Here is a 16,190-nt window from a genome sequence, read left to right as displayed (position 1 = left end):
CCGCTGCCCGCGGCCCTCGCCGGGATCGAGCGGACCCTGGTCATGGGGGTCGTCAACGTGACCCCGGACTCCTTCAGCGACGGCGGTGCCTGGTTCGAGCCGGCCGCGGCGGTCGAGCACGGTCGCCGGCTCCTGGCCGACGGTGCCGACCTGCTCGACGTGGGCGGTGAGTCCACCCGGCCCGGTGCCCTGCGGGTCGACGTCGACGAGGAGCGCCGCCGCGTGCTGCCCGTGATCCGCGAGCTGTGCGCCGCCGGGGCCGTGGTCAGCATCGACACCACGCGCGCCCAGGTCGCGGCCGAGGCCGTCGAGGCCGGCGCCCTGGTCGTCAACGACGTCTCGGGCGGCCTGGCCGACGAGGGCATGGCCCGGGTCGTCGCCGAGACGGGGGTCGTCTACGTCGCGATGCACTGGCGGGGTCACGCCGACGTCATGGACGCCCTGGCGACCTACGGCGACGTCGTGCAGGACGTGCGGGCCGAGCTGGCAGCTCGCCTGGACGACCTCGTCGCCGCGGGGGTGGACCCCGCCCAGGTCGTCCTGGACCCGGGCCTCGGCTTCGCCAAGCCCGGCCGGGACAACTGGCCCCTGCTGGCCCATCTCGACGCGCTGCGCTCGATCGGCCGCCCGCTCCTGGTGGGTGCCTCGCGCAAGCGGTTCCTGGGCCACCTGCTGGCGGGGCCCGACGGGTCGCCCGCCCCGCCCGGCGAGCGAGACCGGGCGACGGCGGCGGTCAGCGCCCTCGCCGCGGCCGCCGGAGCCTGGTGCGTCCGGGCGCACGACGTGGCAGGCTCGGCGGACGCCGTCCGGGTGGCTGCTGCTTGGACGACCGCGCAGGGGACGAGTGAAGGAGACCACGGTGCACGAGCCGCGGACCGATGACCACCCCCACGACCGGATCCGGCTGACCGGCCTCGCGGCCACCGGCCACCACGGGGTCCTCGAGCACGAGCGGCGCGACGGGCAGACCTTCGTCGCGGACGTCGCGCTGCACGTGGACACCCGGCCCGCCGCGGCCGAGGACCGGCTCGACCTCACGGTGCACTACGGGGTGCTGGCCGAGCAGGTCGTGGGCGTGCTCGGCGGGGAGCCCGCCGACCTCGTCGAGACCGTCGCCGAGCGCATCGCCGCGGTCGCCCTGACCCACCCTGCTGTCCTCGCGGTCGACGTCGTCCTGCACAAGCCCCAGGCCCCCATCCCGGTGCCCTTCGCGGACGTCACCGTCGAGATCCACCGGGATCGCAGCCACCTGCCCGTGGTGAGCGCCCCGCCCGTGATGGTCGTGACCACCGGGGCGGCCGAGGCGGCGCCCGAGGAGCTCTGGCCGACCCCCGCCGAGGACGGCTGGGCCGAACCCGCCGAGGCCGAGGAGGCCTGGCTCGCCTCGTCCGAGGAGGACGACGACGAGGCGACCGGCGAGACGATCTCGGTCGCGGACCTCGTGGTCCCTGCGCTCGTCCCCGAGGTGGCACCGCCAGCCGCCGCCCCGGCCCCCGACCTTCTCGCCCCCGGGCCCCTCGCCCCCGACCACGCGGCGGGCCTCCTCGCCCCCGATCTCGGCGTGGGCCCCGGGACCCCTCCCGTCACGGCGGCCCTCGCCTCGGTGCCCCTCGCGGTCGAGCCCGCGGACCGCCTCCACCTCGAGCCCGAGGAGCCGGTCGAGGTGGTCCTGGCCCTGGGGTCGAACACCGGGGCGAGCCAGGAGACCCTCCGCCAGGCGGTCCGGGACCTCGACGACGTCGACGGCCTCGACCTGACCGCGGTCTCCCCGCTGGCCCGCACGGCGGCGGTCGGCGGGCCCGAGCAGCCCGACTTCCTCAACGCGGTGGTCCTCGGCGTCACCACCCTGTCCCCCCGGGGCCTGCTGCGCGCCTGCCAGGGCGTCGAGGCCGCGCACGGGCGGGTCCGCGAGGAGCACTGGGGCCCGCGCACCCTCGACGTCGACATCGTGCTGCACGGCTCGACGATGGCCGTGACCGACGACCTCGAGCTCCCGCACCCGCGCGCCCACGAGCGGGCCTTCGTCCTGGTCCCGTGGGCCGAGGTGGACCCCGAGGCCGTGCTGCCCGGGCTGGGCGGCGGCCCCGTGGCGGCCCTCGCCGAGACCGCCCCCGACCGCGAGGGCATCCGCTGGATGGCCCTGGACTGGTGGCGGGGCACCGAGGGCCCCGCCTGATGCGACGCACCCCGGTGCGACGGCTCGCCCTCGTCGCCCTGGCCGTGACCGCGGTCGTGCACCCGGTGCTGCGGGTGGTGGAGTCCCGCGGCGGGACCCTCCTGCCGGTGCCGCTGCTGGCTGTCCTGGTGGTGCTCGGCATCGCCGGGGTGGTGCTGCGGCTCGGGTGGTCGGTACGGCAGTACACCCGCGGCGAGAAGCCCGGTCTGGACCCCCTGCTGGCGGCGCGCACCGTGGTCCTCGCGACCGCCTCGGCGTACACCGGCGCCCTGCTGACCGGCTGGTACCTGGCCCACGCCCTCGTGCCGCTGGGGGACCTGGGCATCGAGGCGCGACGCGACCTCGCCCTGTCTGCCGGGGTCGCGGGCCTGGCGACGGTCGGCCTCGTGGTCGCGGGGCTCGTGGTCGAGCGGTGGTGCGAGATCCGGCGTGACGAGGACGACCCGGGAGCGGCGGACGCCGAGGCCACGGGGAACCCCGTCTGAGTGGGAGGATGACCCGCATGAGTGAGCCCAGCGTCGCGCCCGGCCCCTTCGACCCGCCCGGGGTGCCCTGGCAGCCGGTGTCCCCGCGCCTCACGACGGCTCGGCTGGTCTCGGCGGCCCTCACCCTGGTCGTGCCGCTCGCGGCGGGCGTCGTCCTCGCGGTCCTCACCGAGGTCACCTGGCTCTGGGCCCTCCCCGCGGCCGTCCTCGCGGTCGGGGTCTGGGTCGTGGTCGTCGTGCCCCGTCAGGTCCGGGCCCTGGGCTACGCCGAGCGGGACGACGACCTGCTGGTCCGCCGCGGGGTGCTCTTCCGCTCCATCGTCGTCGTGCCCTACGGGCGCATGCAGTTCGTCGACGTGCAGGCCGGGCCCCTGGACCGCAAGCTGGGCATCGCCAAGGTCCAGCTGCACACGGCCTCGCCGACCTCCGACGCCGTCATCCCGGGCCTGCCCCCCGAGGAGGCCTCCCGGCTGCGCGACCGTCTCGCCGCCCGGGGCGAGGCCCAGCTGGCGGGGCTGTGAGCCAGCCCGCCCACGAGGACCTCGTCTGGAGCCGCGTCCACCCCGTGACCCCTGCGGTCAAGGGCTGGAAGGTCCTCGTGGTCCTGCTGTTCATCGTCGGCCAGCAGGTGACCTCCAACGTCCGCGAGGCCCAGGACGTCGTGGACTCCCTGGGCTGGATGCCCCTGGTCGGCGCCATCCTCGGGATCACCCTGATCGGGTTCGTCTACTCCTACCTCGCCTGGCGGATGACCCGGTACGCGGTCGACGCCGAGGCCGTGTACCTGCAGACCGGAGTCCTCTTCCGCCAGCAGCGCAGCGCGCGGCTCGACCGCGTCCAGGCCATCGACGTGGTGCAGCCCGTCCTGGCGCGCATCCTCGGGCTCGCCGAGCTCAAGCTCGAGGTCGCGGGCGGTGCGGACTCCGCGGTCCACCTGGCCTTCCTCAAGGAGGACGGCGCCCAGCGCCTGCGCAACGAGCTCCTCGCCCGCGCGGCCGGGGTGAGCTTCGGCACCGAGGAGAACCCCGAGGCCCCCGCAGCCCCGGAGAACGAGGTCCTCGCGGTGACCCCTGGTCGCCTCGTCGGTTCCCTGGTCCGGTCGGGGTCGATGATCGCCGGGGTGGTCGTGGTCATCGGTCTCGTGGTCACGGCGGTCGCCGCCGGGTCCGCGAGCGTGATCGTCGGCGCCCTGCCCGTGATGCTCGGCGTCGGCGCGATGCTGTGGACCCGCTTCGCGGGGGAGTTCAACTTCCGCGCGGCGCAGTCCCCGGACGGCATCCGGCTGCGTCACGGCCTGCTCGAGTCCCGGGCGCAGACCGTCCCGCCCGGTCGGGTGCAGGCCGTCGAGCTGACCCAGGGTCCGCTGTGGCGCCGCAAGGACTGGTGGCGGGTCCAGATCAACGTCGCGGGCTACGGGGTGACCGACCAGGCCACCGAGAGCGTGCTGCTGCCCGTGGGGGACCGCGACGAGGCCCTGCTGGCCCTCTGGCTCGTGCTGCCCGACCTCGGCACCGAGGACGCCCGCGGCCTGCTCGACGAGGCCCTCGCGGGGTCGGGCCAGGAGCGTGGCTTCGTCACGAGCCCGCGCCGCGCGCGCTGGCTCGACCCGTGGTCCTTCCGCCGTACCGGCTACGCGCTGACCGAGCGGGCCCTGCTCGCACGCACCGGGCGCTTCGTGCGCCGGCTGGTCGTCGTGCCGCACGCCCGCACCCAGTCGGTCGGTCTGAACCAGGGACCGCTGCAGCGCCGTCTGGGCCTGTGCTCCTTCGCCCTGCACTCGACCCCCGGCCCGGTCACCCCGACCGTGCCGCACCTGGACCGCGAGGTCGCGGGGGTGCTGCTGCTCGAGCAGGCCGCCCGGGCCCGCACCGCGCGGGCCTCCGCGGGGCCCGAGCGCTGGATGCTCGAGCTGCGCGACCAGGCCGACGCCGCCCGTGCCCAGGCCGCGCGCGAGGCCGGCGTCCCGCTCGAGGCCGTGCCCCGCGTCGCGGCCCACCAGGAGCCCTCGTACCAGGAGCCCTCCCGCCAGGAGCCCATTCACCAGGAGCCCACCGGCCCGGCGCAGCAGGCCCCCGCCCACCAGGGGCCTGCGAGGCCCGAGCAGGTGCCTCCGTCGTGAGCGTCGGGGGAGCACCGGCCGCGGGACGTCTCGGGGTCGGGGTGGTCGGCGCGGGCCGGGTCGGATCGGTCCTGGGCAGCGCGCTGCGCCAGGCCGGGCACGTGGTCGTCGGAGCGAGCGGCATCTCGGCGGCGAGCCGCGACCGCATCGAGACGATGCTCCCGGGGGTCCCGGCTCTCGAGGTGCCTGCCGTGGTCGAGCGGGCCGAGCTCGTCCTGCTCACCGTGCCCGACGACGCCCTGGCGGACCTGGTCGCGGGGCTCGCACGGCTCGGGGCGTGGCAGCCCGGGCAGATCGTGGTGCACACCGCGGGTGCCCTGGGCACCGAGGTCCTCGCCCCGGCCCGGGCCGCCGGTGCCATCCCCCTCGCGATCCACCCTGCGATGACCTTCACCGGCACCTCGCTCGACCTGAGCCGCCTGGTCGGCTGCAGCTTCGCGGTGACCGGGCCCGGCCCCGTCCTGCCCATCGGCCAGGCCCTCGTGGTCGAGATCGGCGGCGAGCCCGTCGTCGTCAGCGAGGAGGCTCGACCGCTCTACCACGCGGCCCTCGCCCACGGTGCGAACCACCTGGTGGTCCTCGTGGCCCAGGCTGCCCAGGCCCTCGCCGCGGCCGGGGTGGAGCAGCCCGACCGGGTGCTCGGCCCGCTGCTCTCCGCGGCCCTCGACAGCGCCGTGCGCACCGCCGCGACCGCGGCCGACGCCGGGTCGGGGGTCGCCTCCCTGACCGGTCCCGTGGTCCGGGGGGACGCCGGGACGGTCACCGCGCACCTCGAGCGGCTCACCGAGCTCGGGGTCCGTGACGAGACCGCGGCCGACCTCGCCGCGACCTACCGCGTGCTCGCGCAGGCCGCCGCCCGACGTGCCCTCGCGGGGGGCCGCATCACGACCGACGCCACGCAGCGGGTGCTCGACGCGCTCGCCGACACAGGGGTCGTCGACCCTGGGTCGACCGACCCCGAGGAGCAGTGATGGGCACCGAGGCCCCCCAGGCGCTCGCGGCCCCGCGCCCGCGGCTCGCACGCAGCCGGGCCGAGCTCGCCGCGCTGCTCGCCACCACGCCCGGTCGTCGTCGGGCCGTGGTCATGACGATGGGGGCCCTGCACGAGGGGCACCTCTCCCTGGTCCGGGCAGCCCGTGAGCACGCTGACCAGGTGGTCGTGACGATCTTCGTCAACCCGCTCCAGTTCGGCGCCGGTGAGGACCTCGACCGCTACCCGCGGGACCTCGAGCGGGACCTGGACCTGCTGAGCACGGTCGGGGTGGACGTGGTCTTCGCCCCCGACGTCGAGGAGATCTACCCGCAGGGCGAGCCCGTCGTGAGCGTCGCGGCAGGGCGCCTGGGGGAGCGGCTCGAGGGGGCGCACCGCCCGGGGCACTTCGACGGCATGCTCACCGTCGTGCTCAAGCTGTTGCACCTCGTGCGGCCCCAGGTCGCCCTCTTCGGCCAGAAGGACGCCCAGCAGCTCATCGCCGTGCGCCGCATGGTGCGCGACCTCGACGTCGACGTCGAGGTGGTGGCAGGCCCCACGGTGCGTGACGCCGACGGGCTGGCCCTGTCCTCGCGCAACGCCTACCTCAGCCCGGAACACCGGGGGGCCGCGCTGACGTTGTCCCAGGCACTGGACCGGGCCACGACCCTGGCGCGGGACGGGGCAGGGGCCGAGGGCGTCCGTGCCGAGGCCGAGCGGGTGCTCGGGTCGCAGCCCGCCGTCGCGGTGGACTACGTGGCCCTGGTGGACCCCGTGACCGCCGAGGACGTCGCGCCCGACCACGAGGGCGAGGCGGTCCTCGTGCTCGCGGCCCGGGTCGGGGGCACCCGGCTGATCGACAACGCACGGGTCACCGTGGGCCGGTCGCAGGACCGGACGAGCGAGGGGACGAGATGAGCGCCAGCACCTGGCAGCGGACCATGATGGTCGGCAAGATCCACCGCGCGACCGTGACAGCGGCCGACCTGCACTACGTCGGCTCGGTCACGGTCGACACGGCCCTGCTCGAGGCCGCGGACATCCTGCCCGGGCAGCAGGTCGACATCGTCGACGTCACCAACGGGTCGCGGCTGACCACCTATGCCCTGGCGGGGGAGCGCGGGTCGGGCACGGTGTGCATCAACGGGGCCGCGGCCCACCTCGTGGACCCGGGCGACCTCGTCATCCTCATCGCCTACGCCGCGATGCCCGACGCCGAGGCCCGCACCTACTCCCCGCGCGTGGTCCACGTCGACGAGCGGAACCACATCGTCGAGCTCGGCGAGGACCCGGGCACCCCGCCCCCCGGCCCGGGGCTCGAGACGCAGGCCCTCGCCTGGACCGAGAGCCGGTGAGGCTCGCCCGTCGCCTTGCGGCCCCGGGGGCCGGCTGGACCGCGGAGGCCGACGCCGTGGTCGTCGGCTCGGGCATCGCGGGGCTCACCGCCGCCCTGCGCCTGCGCACGCGGGTCCCGAAGGTGCTCCTCGTGACGAAGGGGGCACTGGCCTCGGGCTCGACCGTCTGGGCGCAGGGCGGGATCGCGGCGGCCCTGGACCCCGCGGACTCCCCGGCGGCCCACCTCACCGACACCCTGACGGCCGGGGCCGAGGTGTGCGACCCCGCCGCCGTCGAGGTGCTCGTGACCGAGGGCCCGGCCCGGGTGCGTGAGCTCGTGGCCCTGGGCGCGGACTTCGACACCGGGGCCGACGGCGCGCTGTCCCTCACCCGCGAGGGCGGGCACGGCGCCGACCGCATCGCCCACGCGGGCGGGGACGCCACGGGGGCCGAGATCTCCCGGGCCCTGGTGGCCCAGCTCGACGCGGTGCGGGAGGACCCGGGCATCGAGGTCATCGAGCACGCCCTGGTCCTGGACCTGCTCACGGCGGCCCCCGGGCCCGACGGCGAGCCGGGTCCCGTGTGCGGGGTCACCCTGCACGTCATCGGCGAGGGCACCCGCGACGGCGTGGGGGCCGTGCTCGGCAAGGCGGTCGTGCTCGCCACGGGGGGCATCGGCCAGGTGTACCCGTCCTCGACCAACCCGGCGCAGGCGACCGGGGACGGTCTCGCCGCGGCGCTGCGGGCGGGGGCCGAGGTCGGCGACGTCGAGTTCGTGCAGTTCCACCCGACCGTGCTGTGGCTCGGCGCCGGGGTCAAGGGGCAGCTCGCGCTGATCTCCGAGGCGGTGCGCGGCGAGGGCGCGATGCTGCTCGACACCGAGGGCGTGCGCTTCATGCCCGAGGTGCACCCCCTGGCCGAGCTCGCCCCCCGGGACGTCGTCGCCCACGCCATCGTCCGGCGCATGGCCGCGACGGGCTCGGACCACGTGTACCTCGACGCCCGGCACCTGGGCGTGGAGTTCCTGCGGCGGCGGTTCCCGACGATCGGCGAGCGGCTGCTGGCCGAGAGCATCGATCTCACGACCGACCTGGTACCCGTGGCCCCTGCGCAGCACTACCACTCGGGGGGTGTGGTGACGGACCTCCTGGGACGGTCGAGCGTCGAGGGCCTGTACGCCGTCGGGGAGGTGGCCTGCACGGGGGTGCACGGGGCGAACCGTCTCGCGTCGAACTCGCTGCTCGAGGGGCTGGTCTTCGCGCGGCGCGCGGCCGACGACGTCGCGGCGCGGGTCGCCGACGGCGGTCTGGTCCAGCACGAGCCGGTCGAGCGGGCCGGCGAGCCTGCCCTCGTCGCGGCGACGGCGCGCACCCGGCTGCAGCGACTCGCCCAGCGCGGCCCCGGGGTGATCCGCAGCGCCGAGGGCCTCGCCTCGGCGGCGACCGCCCTGGCCCGGATACCCGTCCGCGCCCACGAGCAGCCCGGGGTGGTCGCCGCCCCGCAGACCGCCGAGTGGGAGACCACCAACCTGCACCAGGTGACGACCCTGCTCACCGCGGCCGCTGCCGAGCGCACCGAGAGCCGCGGCGGGCACTTCCGCGAGGACCACCCGGTCCGGGACCCCGCGTGGCGCGAGCGCCTGCTCGCCCGGCTCGACGCCGACGGACGTCTCACCACCCGCCGCGTACCGGTGGGGTGACCGCGCGCTCCGAGGGCGACGTGCCGGCCTGCTCGACCCCCTGCTCGACGGGCTACTCGACCGGGTAGCCCGCGGCGCGCCAGGCCCCCGTGCCGCCCGCGACGTTCGCCACGTCGTGGCCCTGCTGGGAGAGCCAGGCCGTGACCTGGGCGGAGCGTCCGCCCGACTCGCAGATCACGTAGACCTCGCCGGGCAGGGAGGTGACCTCGCCGACCCGGTCGACGAACTGGGTGAGCGGGATGCTCACGGCGCCCGGCACGTGCCCCGTGGCGTACTCGTGGTCCTCGCGGACGTCGATGACGCTCACCGGGGTCCCGGGGGGCGCGGCGGTCGCGTGGCGCTCGAGCACCTCGCGCAGGGTCGCGACGTCGATCTCGCGGAGGGTGTTGTCGTTCATGCTGCTCCTCGGTCGAGGGTGAGGTCGGGGCGCGCGGCGCGCAGGGTGAGCATGCCACCTGAGAGGTTGGCCACGTCGAACCCGGCCTGGTCGAGCACCCGGTGGGCCAGGTAGGAGCGGAACCCGCTCGCGCAGTGCACCCGCACCGGACGGCCTGCGGCGGCCTCGCGCACCTCGGCGAGCCGCGAGCGCAGAGCGGTGTGCGGCACGTTGAGGGCCCCCGGCAGGTGGCCGTCGGCGAACTCGGCAGCCGAGCGCACGTCGAGCACCAGGGCTCGCGCGAGGACCTCGTCGAGGTCCCGTGGGTACCAGAGCCGCAGGGTGCCGTCCAGCACGTTCTGGGCGGTGAACCCCGCCATGGTGACCGGGTCCTTGGCCGAGCCGTAGGGCGGGGCGTAGGCCAGCTCGAGCTCGGCGACGTCGTCCATCGTCATGCCGGCCGCGAGGGCCGTGGCGAGCACGTCGATGCGCTTGTCGACCCCGGCCCGGCCCACGGCCTGGGCGCCGAGCAGGCGACCGTCGGGGGCGAAGGTGACCGTCATGTGGACCGGCTCGGCCCCCGGGAAGTACCCGGCGTGGTGGCCGTGGTGCAGGTGCACCACGTGGTGCTCGACCCCCAGGTCGCGCAGGGTGCGCTGCGAGGCCCCGGTGATCGCCGCTGTCAGCCCGAAGACCCGCACGACGGCGGTCCCGAGCACCCCGCGCGCGGCCCGCTCGGGGGTGAGCCGGCCCAGCAGCGCGTCGGCGGCGCGGCGACCCTGGCGGTTCGCGGGGCCGGCGAGCGGCACCGCGGCGAGCACCCCGGTCACCTCGTGGCGCACGGCCGTGGCGTCCCCCACGGCCCACACGTGCGGGTCCGAGGTCTGCTGGGTCGCGTCGACGACGATGGCACCCTGCGGGGTCAGCTCGAGGCCCGCGGCCTCGGCCAGGCGTGAGTCGGGGCGGACCCCGACCGAGAGCACGACGAGGTCGGCGGGCAGCACCGAGCCGTCGTCGAGCCGCACCTCGACGGCGGTCCCGGCCTCGGGGGTCGCGGTCACCGCCTGGGCCGCGGTCCCGACGTGGGTGCGCACCCCGTGCGCTCCGAGCTCGTCGTCGACCAGCCGGGCGAGGTCCTCGTCGAGGGGTGGCAGCACGTGCGGGGCCAGGTCGACGAGGTCGACCTCGAGCCCGCGGCCACGCAGGGCCTCGGCGGCCTCGAGCCCGATGAACCCGGCGCCGAGGACGACGGCTCGGCGTGCGCCCCCGTCGACCATCGCGCGCATCGTGTCGGCGTCGGGCACGGTGCGCAGGGTCTGCACCTGGGGCAGGTCGAGCCCGTCGACCGGGGGTCGCACGGCCGTCGCGCCCGGGGCGAGCACCAGGGCGTCGTAGCCGAGGGTCTGGTCGCCCGAGGCCGAGCGGACCGTCACGGTGCGGGCTCGCGGGTCGATCGCGGTGGCCTCGTGGCCGGTGCGCACGTCCAGGCCGAGGGAGGCGCCGAGGGACTCCGGGGTCTGCAGCAGCAGCGACGTCCGGTCCGGGATCTCGTCCCCGACGTGGTACGGCAGGCCGCAGTTGGCGAAGGAGACGTACTCGCCCCGTTCGAGCACGACGATCTCGGCGTCCTCCGCGAGACGGCGGGCCCGGGCGGCCGCGCTCATCCCACCGGCGACGCCACCGATGACGACGATCTTCACGGAGCTCCTCCTTCGTGCTTCGCGGGTGCTGGGTGTCGCTCAGGCGAGGGAGAGGAAGAGCTTCTGCAGGCGCTCGCGGTCGATCGCGGCGTTCTCCCCGCCCTCGACGATGCAGCGCTCGAGCCCGGTCGCGATGATCGCGAACCCGGCACGGTCCAGCGCCTTGGAGGCGGCCGAGAGCTGAGTCACGACGTCGGCGCAGTCGGCGCCCGTCTCGAGCATCTTGAGCACGCCGCCGATCTGGCCCTGCGCGCGGCGCAGGCGGTTGATCACGGCGGTCATCTCGGTCGGTTCGAGCTGCATGCTGCTCAGCCCTTCTCTCGGTGATCTCGTCGGGTGACGACGTCCTGCCCGGCGGCGCGCCAGGCGCCGATCCCGCCGGACATGCTTGGTGCACGGTTTCCCGCGGTGCGCAGCGGGCTGCGGCCCCTTCGGGACCTCGTCCGCGAGGATCACTATACCCCCATGGGTATCGGGCGGGCCGAGACGGAGAGCGATGACCGTGCTCCCACCTCGCTACCGTGGAGCGGTGAGCACCTCTTCCTCCCCAGACCCCTCCGTCGGCGCCCTCGACCCGGCGTGGCTCGCCGCGCTCGTGAGCCGTGCCCTCGACGAGGACCTCGGCGCGGCCCCCGGCCGGGACGTGACCACCCAGGCGACCATCCCCGCCGAGCAGCGCGGGCTGGCCCACCTCGTCGCGCGGGCCGACGGGGTGGTGGCCGGGCTCGTCGTCGTGCCCGAGGTGCTCGCCCAGACGGCCGCGCGGCTCGGGGTCCCTGTCCCCACGGTCCGGATGCGGGTCCGGGACGGCGCCGCGGTCGCGCGCGGGGAGGTCCTGGCCGAGCTCGAGGGCCCCGTCCAGGCGCTGCTCGTCGCCGAGCGCACCCTGCTCAACCTCGCGAGCCGGGCCTCGGGGGTCGCGACCCACGCCCGTCGGTGGGCCGAGGCCCTCGCCGGGACGGGGGCGACCGTGCTCGACACCCGCAAGACCACCCCCGGGCTGCGAGCCCTGGAGAAGTACGCGGTGCGCTGCGGGGGTGGCGAGAACAAGCGCATGGGGCTCTACGACGTCGCCATGGTCAAGGACAACCACGTCGCCGCCGCCGGGGGGACGGCCGCGGCCGTCGCCGCGGTGCGGGCCCGCTTCCCCGAGGTCGAGATCCAGGTCGAGGCCGACACGGCCGCCCAGGCCATGGAGGCCCTCGACGCGGGGGCCCGCTTCCTGCTGCTCGACAACATGGCGACCCCGCTCCTGCGCGAGGTCGTCGCCGCTGTCCGGGCGCGCGAGCCCGAGATCGGGCCCGTGCTCCTCGAGGCCACGGGCACGCTGACCCTGGACCGGGCCGTCGAGGTGGCCGGGACCGGCGTCGACCACCTCTCGGTGGGGGGCCTCACCCACTCGAGCCCGATCCTCGACCTGGCCCTGGACCTCGTAGGATCGCGGGCGTGACCACGACGCCCGAGCAGCCCGACGCCCCGCAGACCGACGCTCAGCAGACCGGTTCCGAGCCCCTGGGCGAGGACCTTCCCGAGCAGCTCCGGGTCCGGCGCGAGAAGCGGGACCGCATGCTCGCCGAGGGGCGCGAGGCCTACCCGGTCGGGGTCCCCGTCACCCACGGGGTGGCCGAGGTCCGGGCGTCCTACGCGCACCTCGAGGCCGGCGAGGAGACCGAGGACCTCGTCGGCGTCGCGGGTCGTGTGGTCTACCAGCGCAACACGGGAAAGCTGTGCTTCGCGACGGTGCAGGACGGCGAGGGCAACCGGCTCCAGCTCATGCTGAGCCAGGCCGTCGTCGGCCAGGAGTCCCTCGACCGGTTCAAGGCCGAGGTCGACCTGGGCGACCACCTCTTCGCCCACGGCAAGGTCATCAGCTCCCGGCGCGGCGAGCTGAGCGTCTTCGTCGACGACTGGCGCCTGGCCGCCAAGGCCCTGCGCCCGCTGCCCGTGCTGCACAAGGACCTCTCGGAGGAGGCCCGCGTCCGCCAGCGCTACGTCGACCTCATCGTGCGCCCGCAGGCCCGGGACATGGTCCGCCTGCGCGCCGCCGTGCTGCGCTCCCTGCGCGAGAACTTCCACCGTCGCCAGTACGTCGAGGTCGACACCCCCATGCTGCAGACCCAGCCGGGCGGTGCCACGGCCCGGCCGTTCACGACCCACATCAACGCCTTCGACCTCGACGTCTACCTGCGGATCGCCCCCGAGCTGTTCCTCAAGCAGGCCGTCGTCGGCGGCGTGGACCGGGTCTTCGAGATCAACCGCAGCTTCCGCAACGAGGGGGCGGACTCCACGCACTCTCCCGAGTTCGCGACCCTCGAGGCCTACGAGGCCTACGGCGACTACGACACCATGGCCGCCCTGACCCAGGACCTGGTGCAGACGGCTGCCCTGGACGCCCTCGGCACCACGGCGCTGACCCTCGCCGACGGCAGCGAGTACGAGATCGGCGGGCAGTGGCAGACCCTGCACCTGTACCCGTCCTTGTCGCAGGCCCTGGGCGAGGAGATCACCCCGCAGACCCCGCTCGACCGGCTCCTGGCCCTGGTCGAGCAGTTCGACCTGCAGATCGACCCCCGCAAGCAGACCCACGGCAAGCTCGTCGAGGAGCTGTGGGAGCACCACGTGGGGGACGCCCTGCACGCCCCGACCTTCGTGCGGGACTTCCCGGTCGACACGAGCCCGCTGACCCGTGACCACCGCGAGCAGCCGGGCGTCGTCGAGAAGTGGGACCTGTACATCCGGGGGGTCGAGACCGCGACGGCCTACTCCGAGCTCGTCGACCCGGTGATCCAGCGCGAGCGCTTCGAGGCCCAGGCGCGGCTCGCGGCGGCCGGGGACGACGAGGCCATGCGCATCGACGAGGAGTTCCTCGCCGCCATGGAGCACGCGATGCCGCCGGCGGGCGGCATGGGCATGGGCATCGACCGGCTGCTGATGGCCCTGACGGGTCTGAACATCCGTGAGACCATCCTCTTCCCCCTGGTCAAGCCGATCTCCTGACCGTGCCGGGGCGGGCGTAGGATCGGCGTCATGCACCCTGCTCTCCAGGCCCTCGGCGCCGTGATCCCCTCGGTGGGGGTCGGCATGATCTTCTGGTTCGCGATGCGCGCGATCATCCGCGCGGACCGTCGGGAGCGCATGGCCCTCGCGCGCCTGGATGCCGAGGAAGATCGCGCCCGCGCAGAGCAGAACACTCCCTGAACGCCTTTTGCCGGAGCTGCCCCGAGGGCTCTTCCTGCGCGACCCGTATGCCCGTACGCCCGCGTATCGGAATCGTCGCAACAATGTGATGGTCCGGTGAATGCGACCGCTCACGGGGATGGCGAATGCATCCCGTGAGAACTCGGGGTAGTCTTCCGGCGACCAGCACATTTCCGGCCGAAAGAAGAATGTCATGGCACAGAAGGTTCAGGTCGTCCTTCTCGACGACCTCGACGGCGGCTCGGCGGACGAGACCGTGTCGTTCGCGCTCGACGGCGTCTCCTACGAGATCGACCTCAGCAGCGAGAACGCCTCCGCCCTTCGCGAGGCCTTCGCGTCCTGGGTCGGCCACGCGCGCAAGGTCGGCGGTCGCACCAAGTCGGCCCGTCGTTCCAGCGCCCCCCGCTCTGGTGCGAGCAGCGACAGCACCGCGATCCGCGAGTGGGCGCGCTCCAACGGCTTCACGGTCAACGACCGCGGCCGTATCCCCGCCGAGGTCAAGGCGGCGTACGACAACCGCTGACCGGCGCGGGGCGGGTCACCCTCCCCACGACGTGACGAGGGCCCGGCAGCAGCGCTGCCGGGCCCTCGTGCGTCGGTGGCCGAGAGCCTGCCGTCTCAGGCCGGCCGGACCCCCGTGAGCTCGCGGACGGCGGCGTACTGCTCGCGGACGGCGGGCACGGCGGGGGACCGGTGCACCTCGACGGAGGTGGCCTCCCACGCCGGGTGCGTCGAGCCCTCGCCCGCCCCCGAGGCGCGGGCCGCGAGCACCCATGCCGCCTGGCGCGCGGCGCCGTCGGCCACGTACTCGCCCGGCGCGGGGACCGAGACGTCCAGGCCCAGCACGCTCGGCGCGATCCGCCGCACCGCCTCGGACTGGGCTCCGCCCCCGATGAGCTGGATCCGCTCGACGGGCACCCCCTGGGCGCGGAGCGCGTCGAGGCCGTCGGCCTGCCCGCACAGCATGCCCTCGACCGCGGCGCGGGCGAGGTTGGCGGGGGTCGTGTTGGCCAGGCGCAGGCCGTGCAGGGCCCCGGTGGCCTCGGGCCGGTTGGGGGTCCGCTCACCCTCGAGGTAGGGCACCATGACGAGCCCCTCGGCCCCGGCGGGGGCCGAGAGCGCGAGGGCGCTCAGGCCGGCGTGGTCGACGCCGAGCATGCGAGCCGCGGCGTCGAGCACCCGGGAGGCGTTGAGGGTCGCGGTCAGCGGCAGGTAGCGGCCGGTCGCGTCGGCGAACCCGGTGACCATGCCCGAGGGGTCCGCGATCGGTTCGGAGGCCACGGCCGAGACGACCCCCGAGGTGCCGATCGACAGGGCGACGTCGCCGCTGCGCATGCCGAGCCCGAGGGCGGCGGCCGCGTTGTCCCCGGCGCCGGGGCCGACGAGGAGGGGACCACCCGGACGGTCGACCACGTGCGCGGCCTCCCAGGGGGCCACGACCCGCGGCAGCACGGCGTCGTGCCCGAGTCCCAGCACCAGGAGGTCGCGGCGGTAGTCCTCGGTGAAGGGGGACCAGTAGCCGGTGCCCGAGGCGTCGGACCGGTCGGTGGCGAGGGTGGTGAGGTCGCTGCCCGGCCCGTACCCGGCGAGGCGCCAGGACAGCCAGTCGTGCGGGAGGGCCACGGCGGCGACGCGGGCGGCGTTCTCGGGCTCGGCGTCGCGCAGCCAGCGGAGCTTGGTGACGGTGATCGACGCGACCGGCACCGAGCCGATGGCCTGGGCCCAGGCCGCGGCGCCGTCCCCCGAGCGGGGGGTGTCCTCGGTGACCGGGTCACCCAGCTCGGCGATGAGGTCGCGGGCCGCGGGGGCCGAGCGCGAGTCGTTCCAGAGCAGGGCCGGGCGGATCACCTCGCCCTGCTCGTCGAGCACGACCATGCCGTGCTGCTGGCCGCCGACAGCCACGGCGGCGACGTCGTCGAGCCCGCCGGCCTGGGCCAGGGCCTCCTCGAGGGCCGTCCACCAGTGCTTCGGGTGGACCTCGGTGCCCTCGGGGTGACTGGCACGGCCCGAGCGGACCAGGGCGCCGGTCTCGGCGTCGCGGATGACGACCTTGCAGGACTGGGTGGACGAGTCCACCCCGGCGACGAGCGCCATCGCTCCTCCTCGGAGTACGGCTGGGGGACGGGGCCTCG

17 protein-coding genes are annotated in these 16,190 nt (G+C 75.3%); 13 read left to right on the top strand and 4 right to left on the bottom strand.

Annotated elements, in window-relative coordinates; all coding sequences use genetic code 11:
* Window positions 1-42 precede the first annotated feature (42 nt).
* From folP to J4G33_RS14280, 9 genes are read left to right on the top strand one after another with little or no spacing between them, the layout of a single operon-like run.
* Window positions 43-882: a dihydropteroate synthase gene (folP, locus tag J4G33_RS14320; RefSeq protein ID WP_208056760.1), complete on the top strand. Its 840-nt coding sequence runs from the start codon at window positions 43-45 to the stop codon at window positions 880-882.
* Window positions 860-2,176 carry a 2-amino-4-hydroxy-6-hydroxymethyldihydropteridine diphosphokinase gene (gene folK / locus J4G33_RS14315; RefSeq protein ID WP_208056672.1) on the top strand — a complete coding sequence of 439 codons (1,317 nt, stop codon included), beginning with the start codon at window positions 860-862 and terminating at the stop codon, window positions 2,174-2,176. Before folP ends, folK begins: the two co-directional genes overlap by 23 nt.
* On the top strand, window positions 2,176-2,661 hold the full coding sequence (locus J4G33_RS14310) for a DUF3180 domain-containing protein (protein ID WP_208056671.1): 486 nt from the start codon (window positions 2,176-2,178) through the stop codon (window positions 2,659-2,661). The genes folK and J4G33_RS14310 overlap by 1 nt, the downstream gene beginning before the upstream one ends.
* Before the next feature lie 8 nt (window positions 2,662-2,669).
* Window positions 2,670-3,182, top strand: coding sequence for a PH domain-containing protein (locus J4G33_RS14305; protein WP_372435070.1), 513 nt, complete (start codon window positions 2,670-2,672; stop codon window positions 3,180-3,182).
* Window positions 3,179-4,780: a PH domain-containing protein gene (locus tag J4G33_RS14300; RefSeq protein WP_307793917.1), complete on the top strand. Its 1,602-nt coding sequence runs from the start codon at window positions 3,179-3,181 to the stop codon at window positions 4,778-4,780. Before J4G33_RS14305 ends, J4G33_RS14300 begins: the two co-directional genes overlap by 4 nt.
* Window positions 4,777-5,751: a Rossmann-like and DUF2520 domain-containing protein gene (locus J4G33_RS14295; protein ID WP_208056669.1), complete on the top strand. Its 975-nt coding sequence runs from the start codon at window positions 4,777-4,779 to the stop codon at window positions 5,749-5,751. The genes J4G33_RS14300 and J4G33_RS14295 overlap by 4 nt, the downstream gene beginning before the upstream one ends.
* Complete coding sequence (gene panC / locus J4G33_RS14290) at window positions 5,751-6,668, top strand: pantoate--beta-alanine ligase (protein WP_208056668.1); 918 nt, start codon at window positions 5,751-5,753, stop codon at window positions 6,666-6,668. Before J4G33_RS14295 ends, panC begins: the two co-directional genes overlap by 1 nt.
* Window positions 6,665-7,105, top strand: a complete 441-nt coding sequence (gene panD / locus J4G33_RS14285) for an aspartate 1-decarboxylase (RefSeq protein ID WP_208056667.1) — start codon at window positions 6,665-6,667, stop codon at window positions 7,103-7,105. The genes panC and panD overlap by 4 nt, the downstream gene beginning before the upstream one ends.
* Window positions 7,102-8,784 carry an L-aspartate oxidase gene (locus J4G33_RS14280; RefSeq protein WP_307793916.1) on the top strand — a complete coding sequence of 561 codons (1,683 nt, stop codon included), beginning with the start codon at window positions 7,102-7,104 and terminating at the stop codon, window positions 8,782-8,784. The genes panD and J4G33_RS14280 overlap by 4 nt, the downstream gene beginning before the upstream one ends.
* Before the next feature lie 52 nt (window positions 8,785-8,836).
* On the opposite strand, the gene J4G33_RS14275 is transcribed toward J4G33_RS14280, so the two are convergent.
* From J4G33_RS14275 to J4G33_RS14265, 3 genes are read right to left on the bottom strand one after another with little or no spacing between them, the layout of a single operon-like run.
* Window positions 8,837-9,181 (bottom strand): rhodanese-like domain-containing protein, encoded by a 345-nt coding sequence (locus J4G33_RS14275; protein WP_208056666.1) that lies wholly within the window; start codon window positions 9,179-9,181, stop codon window positions 8,837-8,839.
* Window positions 9,178-10,860: an FAD-dependent oxidoreductase gene (locus J4G33_RS14270; protein ID WP_208056665.1), complete on the bottom strand. Its 1,683-nt coding sequence runs from the start codon at window positions 10,858-10,860 to the stop codon at window positions 9,178-9,180. Before J4G33_RS14270 ends, J4G33_RS14275 begins: the two co-directional genes overlap by 4 nt.
* A 39-nt stretch (window positions 10,861-10,899) precedes the next feature.
* Window positions 10,900-11,163: a metal-sensitive transcriptional regulator gene (locus tag J4G33_RS14265; RefSeq protein ID WP_208056664.1), complete on the bottom strand. Its 264-nt coding sequence runs from the start codon at window positions 11,161-11,163 to the stop codon at window positions 10,900-10,902.
* Between the two features lie 226 nt (window positions 11,164-11,389).
* Between J4G33_RS14265 and nadC the strand changes: the two genes are divergently transcribed.
* From nadC to J4G33_RS14245, 4 genes are all read left to right on the top strand, one after another.
* Window positions 11,390-12,310, top strand: a complete 921-nt coding sequence (gene nadC / locus J4G33_RS14260) for a carboxylating nicotinate-nucleotide diphosphorylase (RefSeq protein ID WP_307793915.1) — start codon at window positions 11,390-11,392, stop codon at window positions 12,308-12,310.
* Between the two features lie 116 nt (window positions 12,311-12,426).
* Window positions 12,427-13,857: a lysine--tRNA ligase gene (gene lysS, locus J4G33_RS14255; protein WP_243759172.1), complete on the top strand. Its 1,431-nt coding sequence runs from the start codon at window positions 12,427-12,429 to the stop codon at window positions 13,855-13,857.
* A gap of 30 nt (window positions 13,858-13,887) precedes the next feature.
* A complete protein-coding gene (locus J4G33_RS14250; RefSeq protein WP_208056661.1) occupies window positions 13,888-14,058 on the top strand; it encodes a hypothetical protein in 171 nt (56 codons plus the stop codon).
* A 193-nt stretch (window positions 14,059-14,251) separates the two neighbouring features.
* Window positions 14,252-14,581 (top strand): histone-like nucleoid-structuring protein Lsr2, encoded by a 330-nt coding sequence (locus J4G33_RS14245; protein ID WP_208056660.1) that lies wholly within the window; start codon window positions 14,252-14,254, stop codon window positions 14,579-14,581.
* 95 nt (window positions 14,582-14,676) lie between these two features.
* On the opposite strand, the gene xylB is transcribed toward J4G33_RS14245, so the two are convergent.
* A complete protein-coding gene (xylB, locus tag J4G33_RS14240) occupies window positions 14,677-16,152 on the bottom strand; it encodes a xylulokinase (RefSeq protein WP_208056659.1) in 1,476 nt (491 codons plus the stop codon).
* Between the last annotated feature and the right edge of the window lie 38 nt (window positions 16,153-16,190).

Source organism: Actinotalea soli (assembly GCF_017565425.1).
Classification (GTDB): Bacteria; Actinomycetota; Actinomycetes; order Actinomycetales; family Cellulomonadaceae; genus Actinotalea; species Actinotalea soli.
Note: the sequence above shows the minus strand (reverse complement) of the source record. Positions and strands in the feature narration are given on the sequence as shown.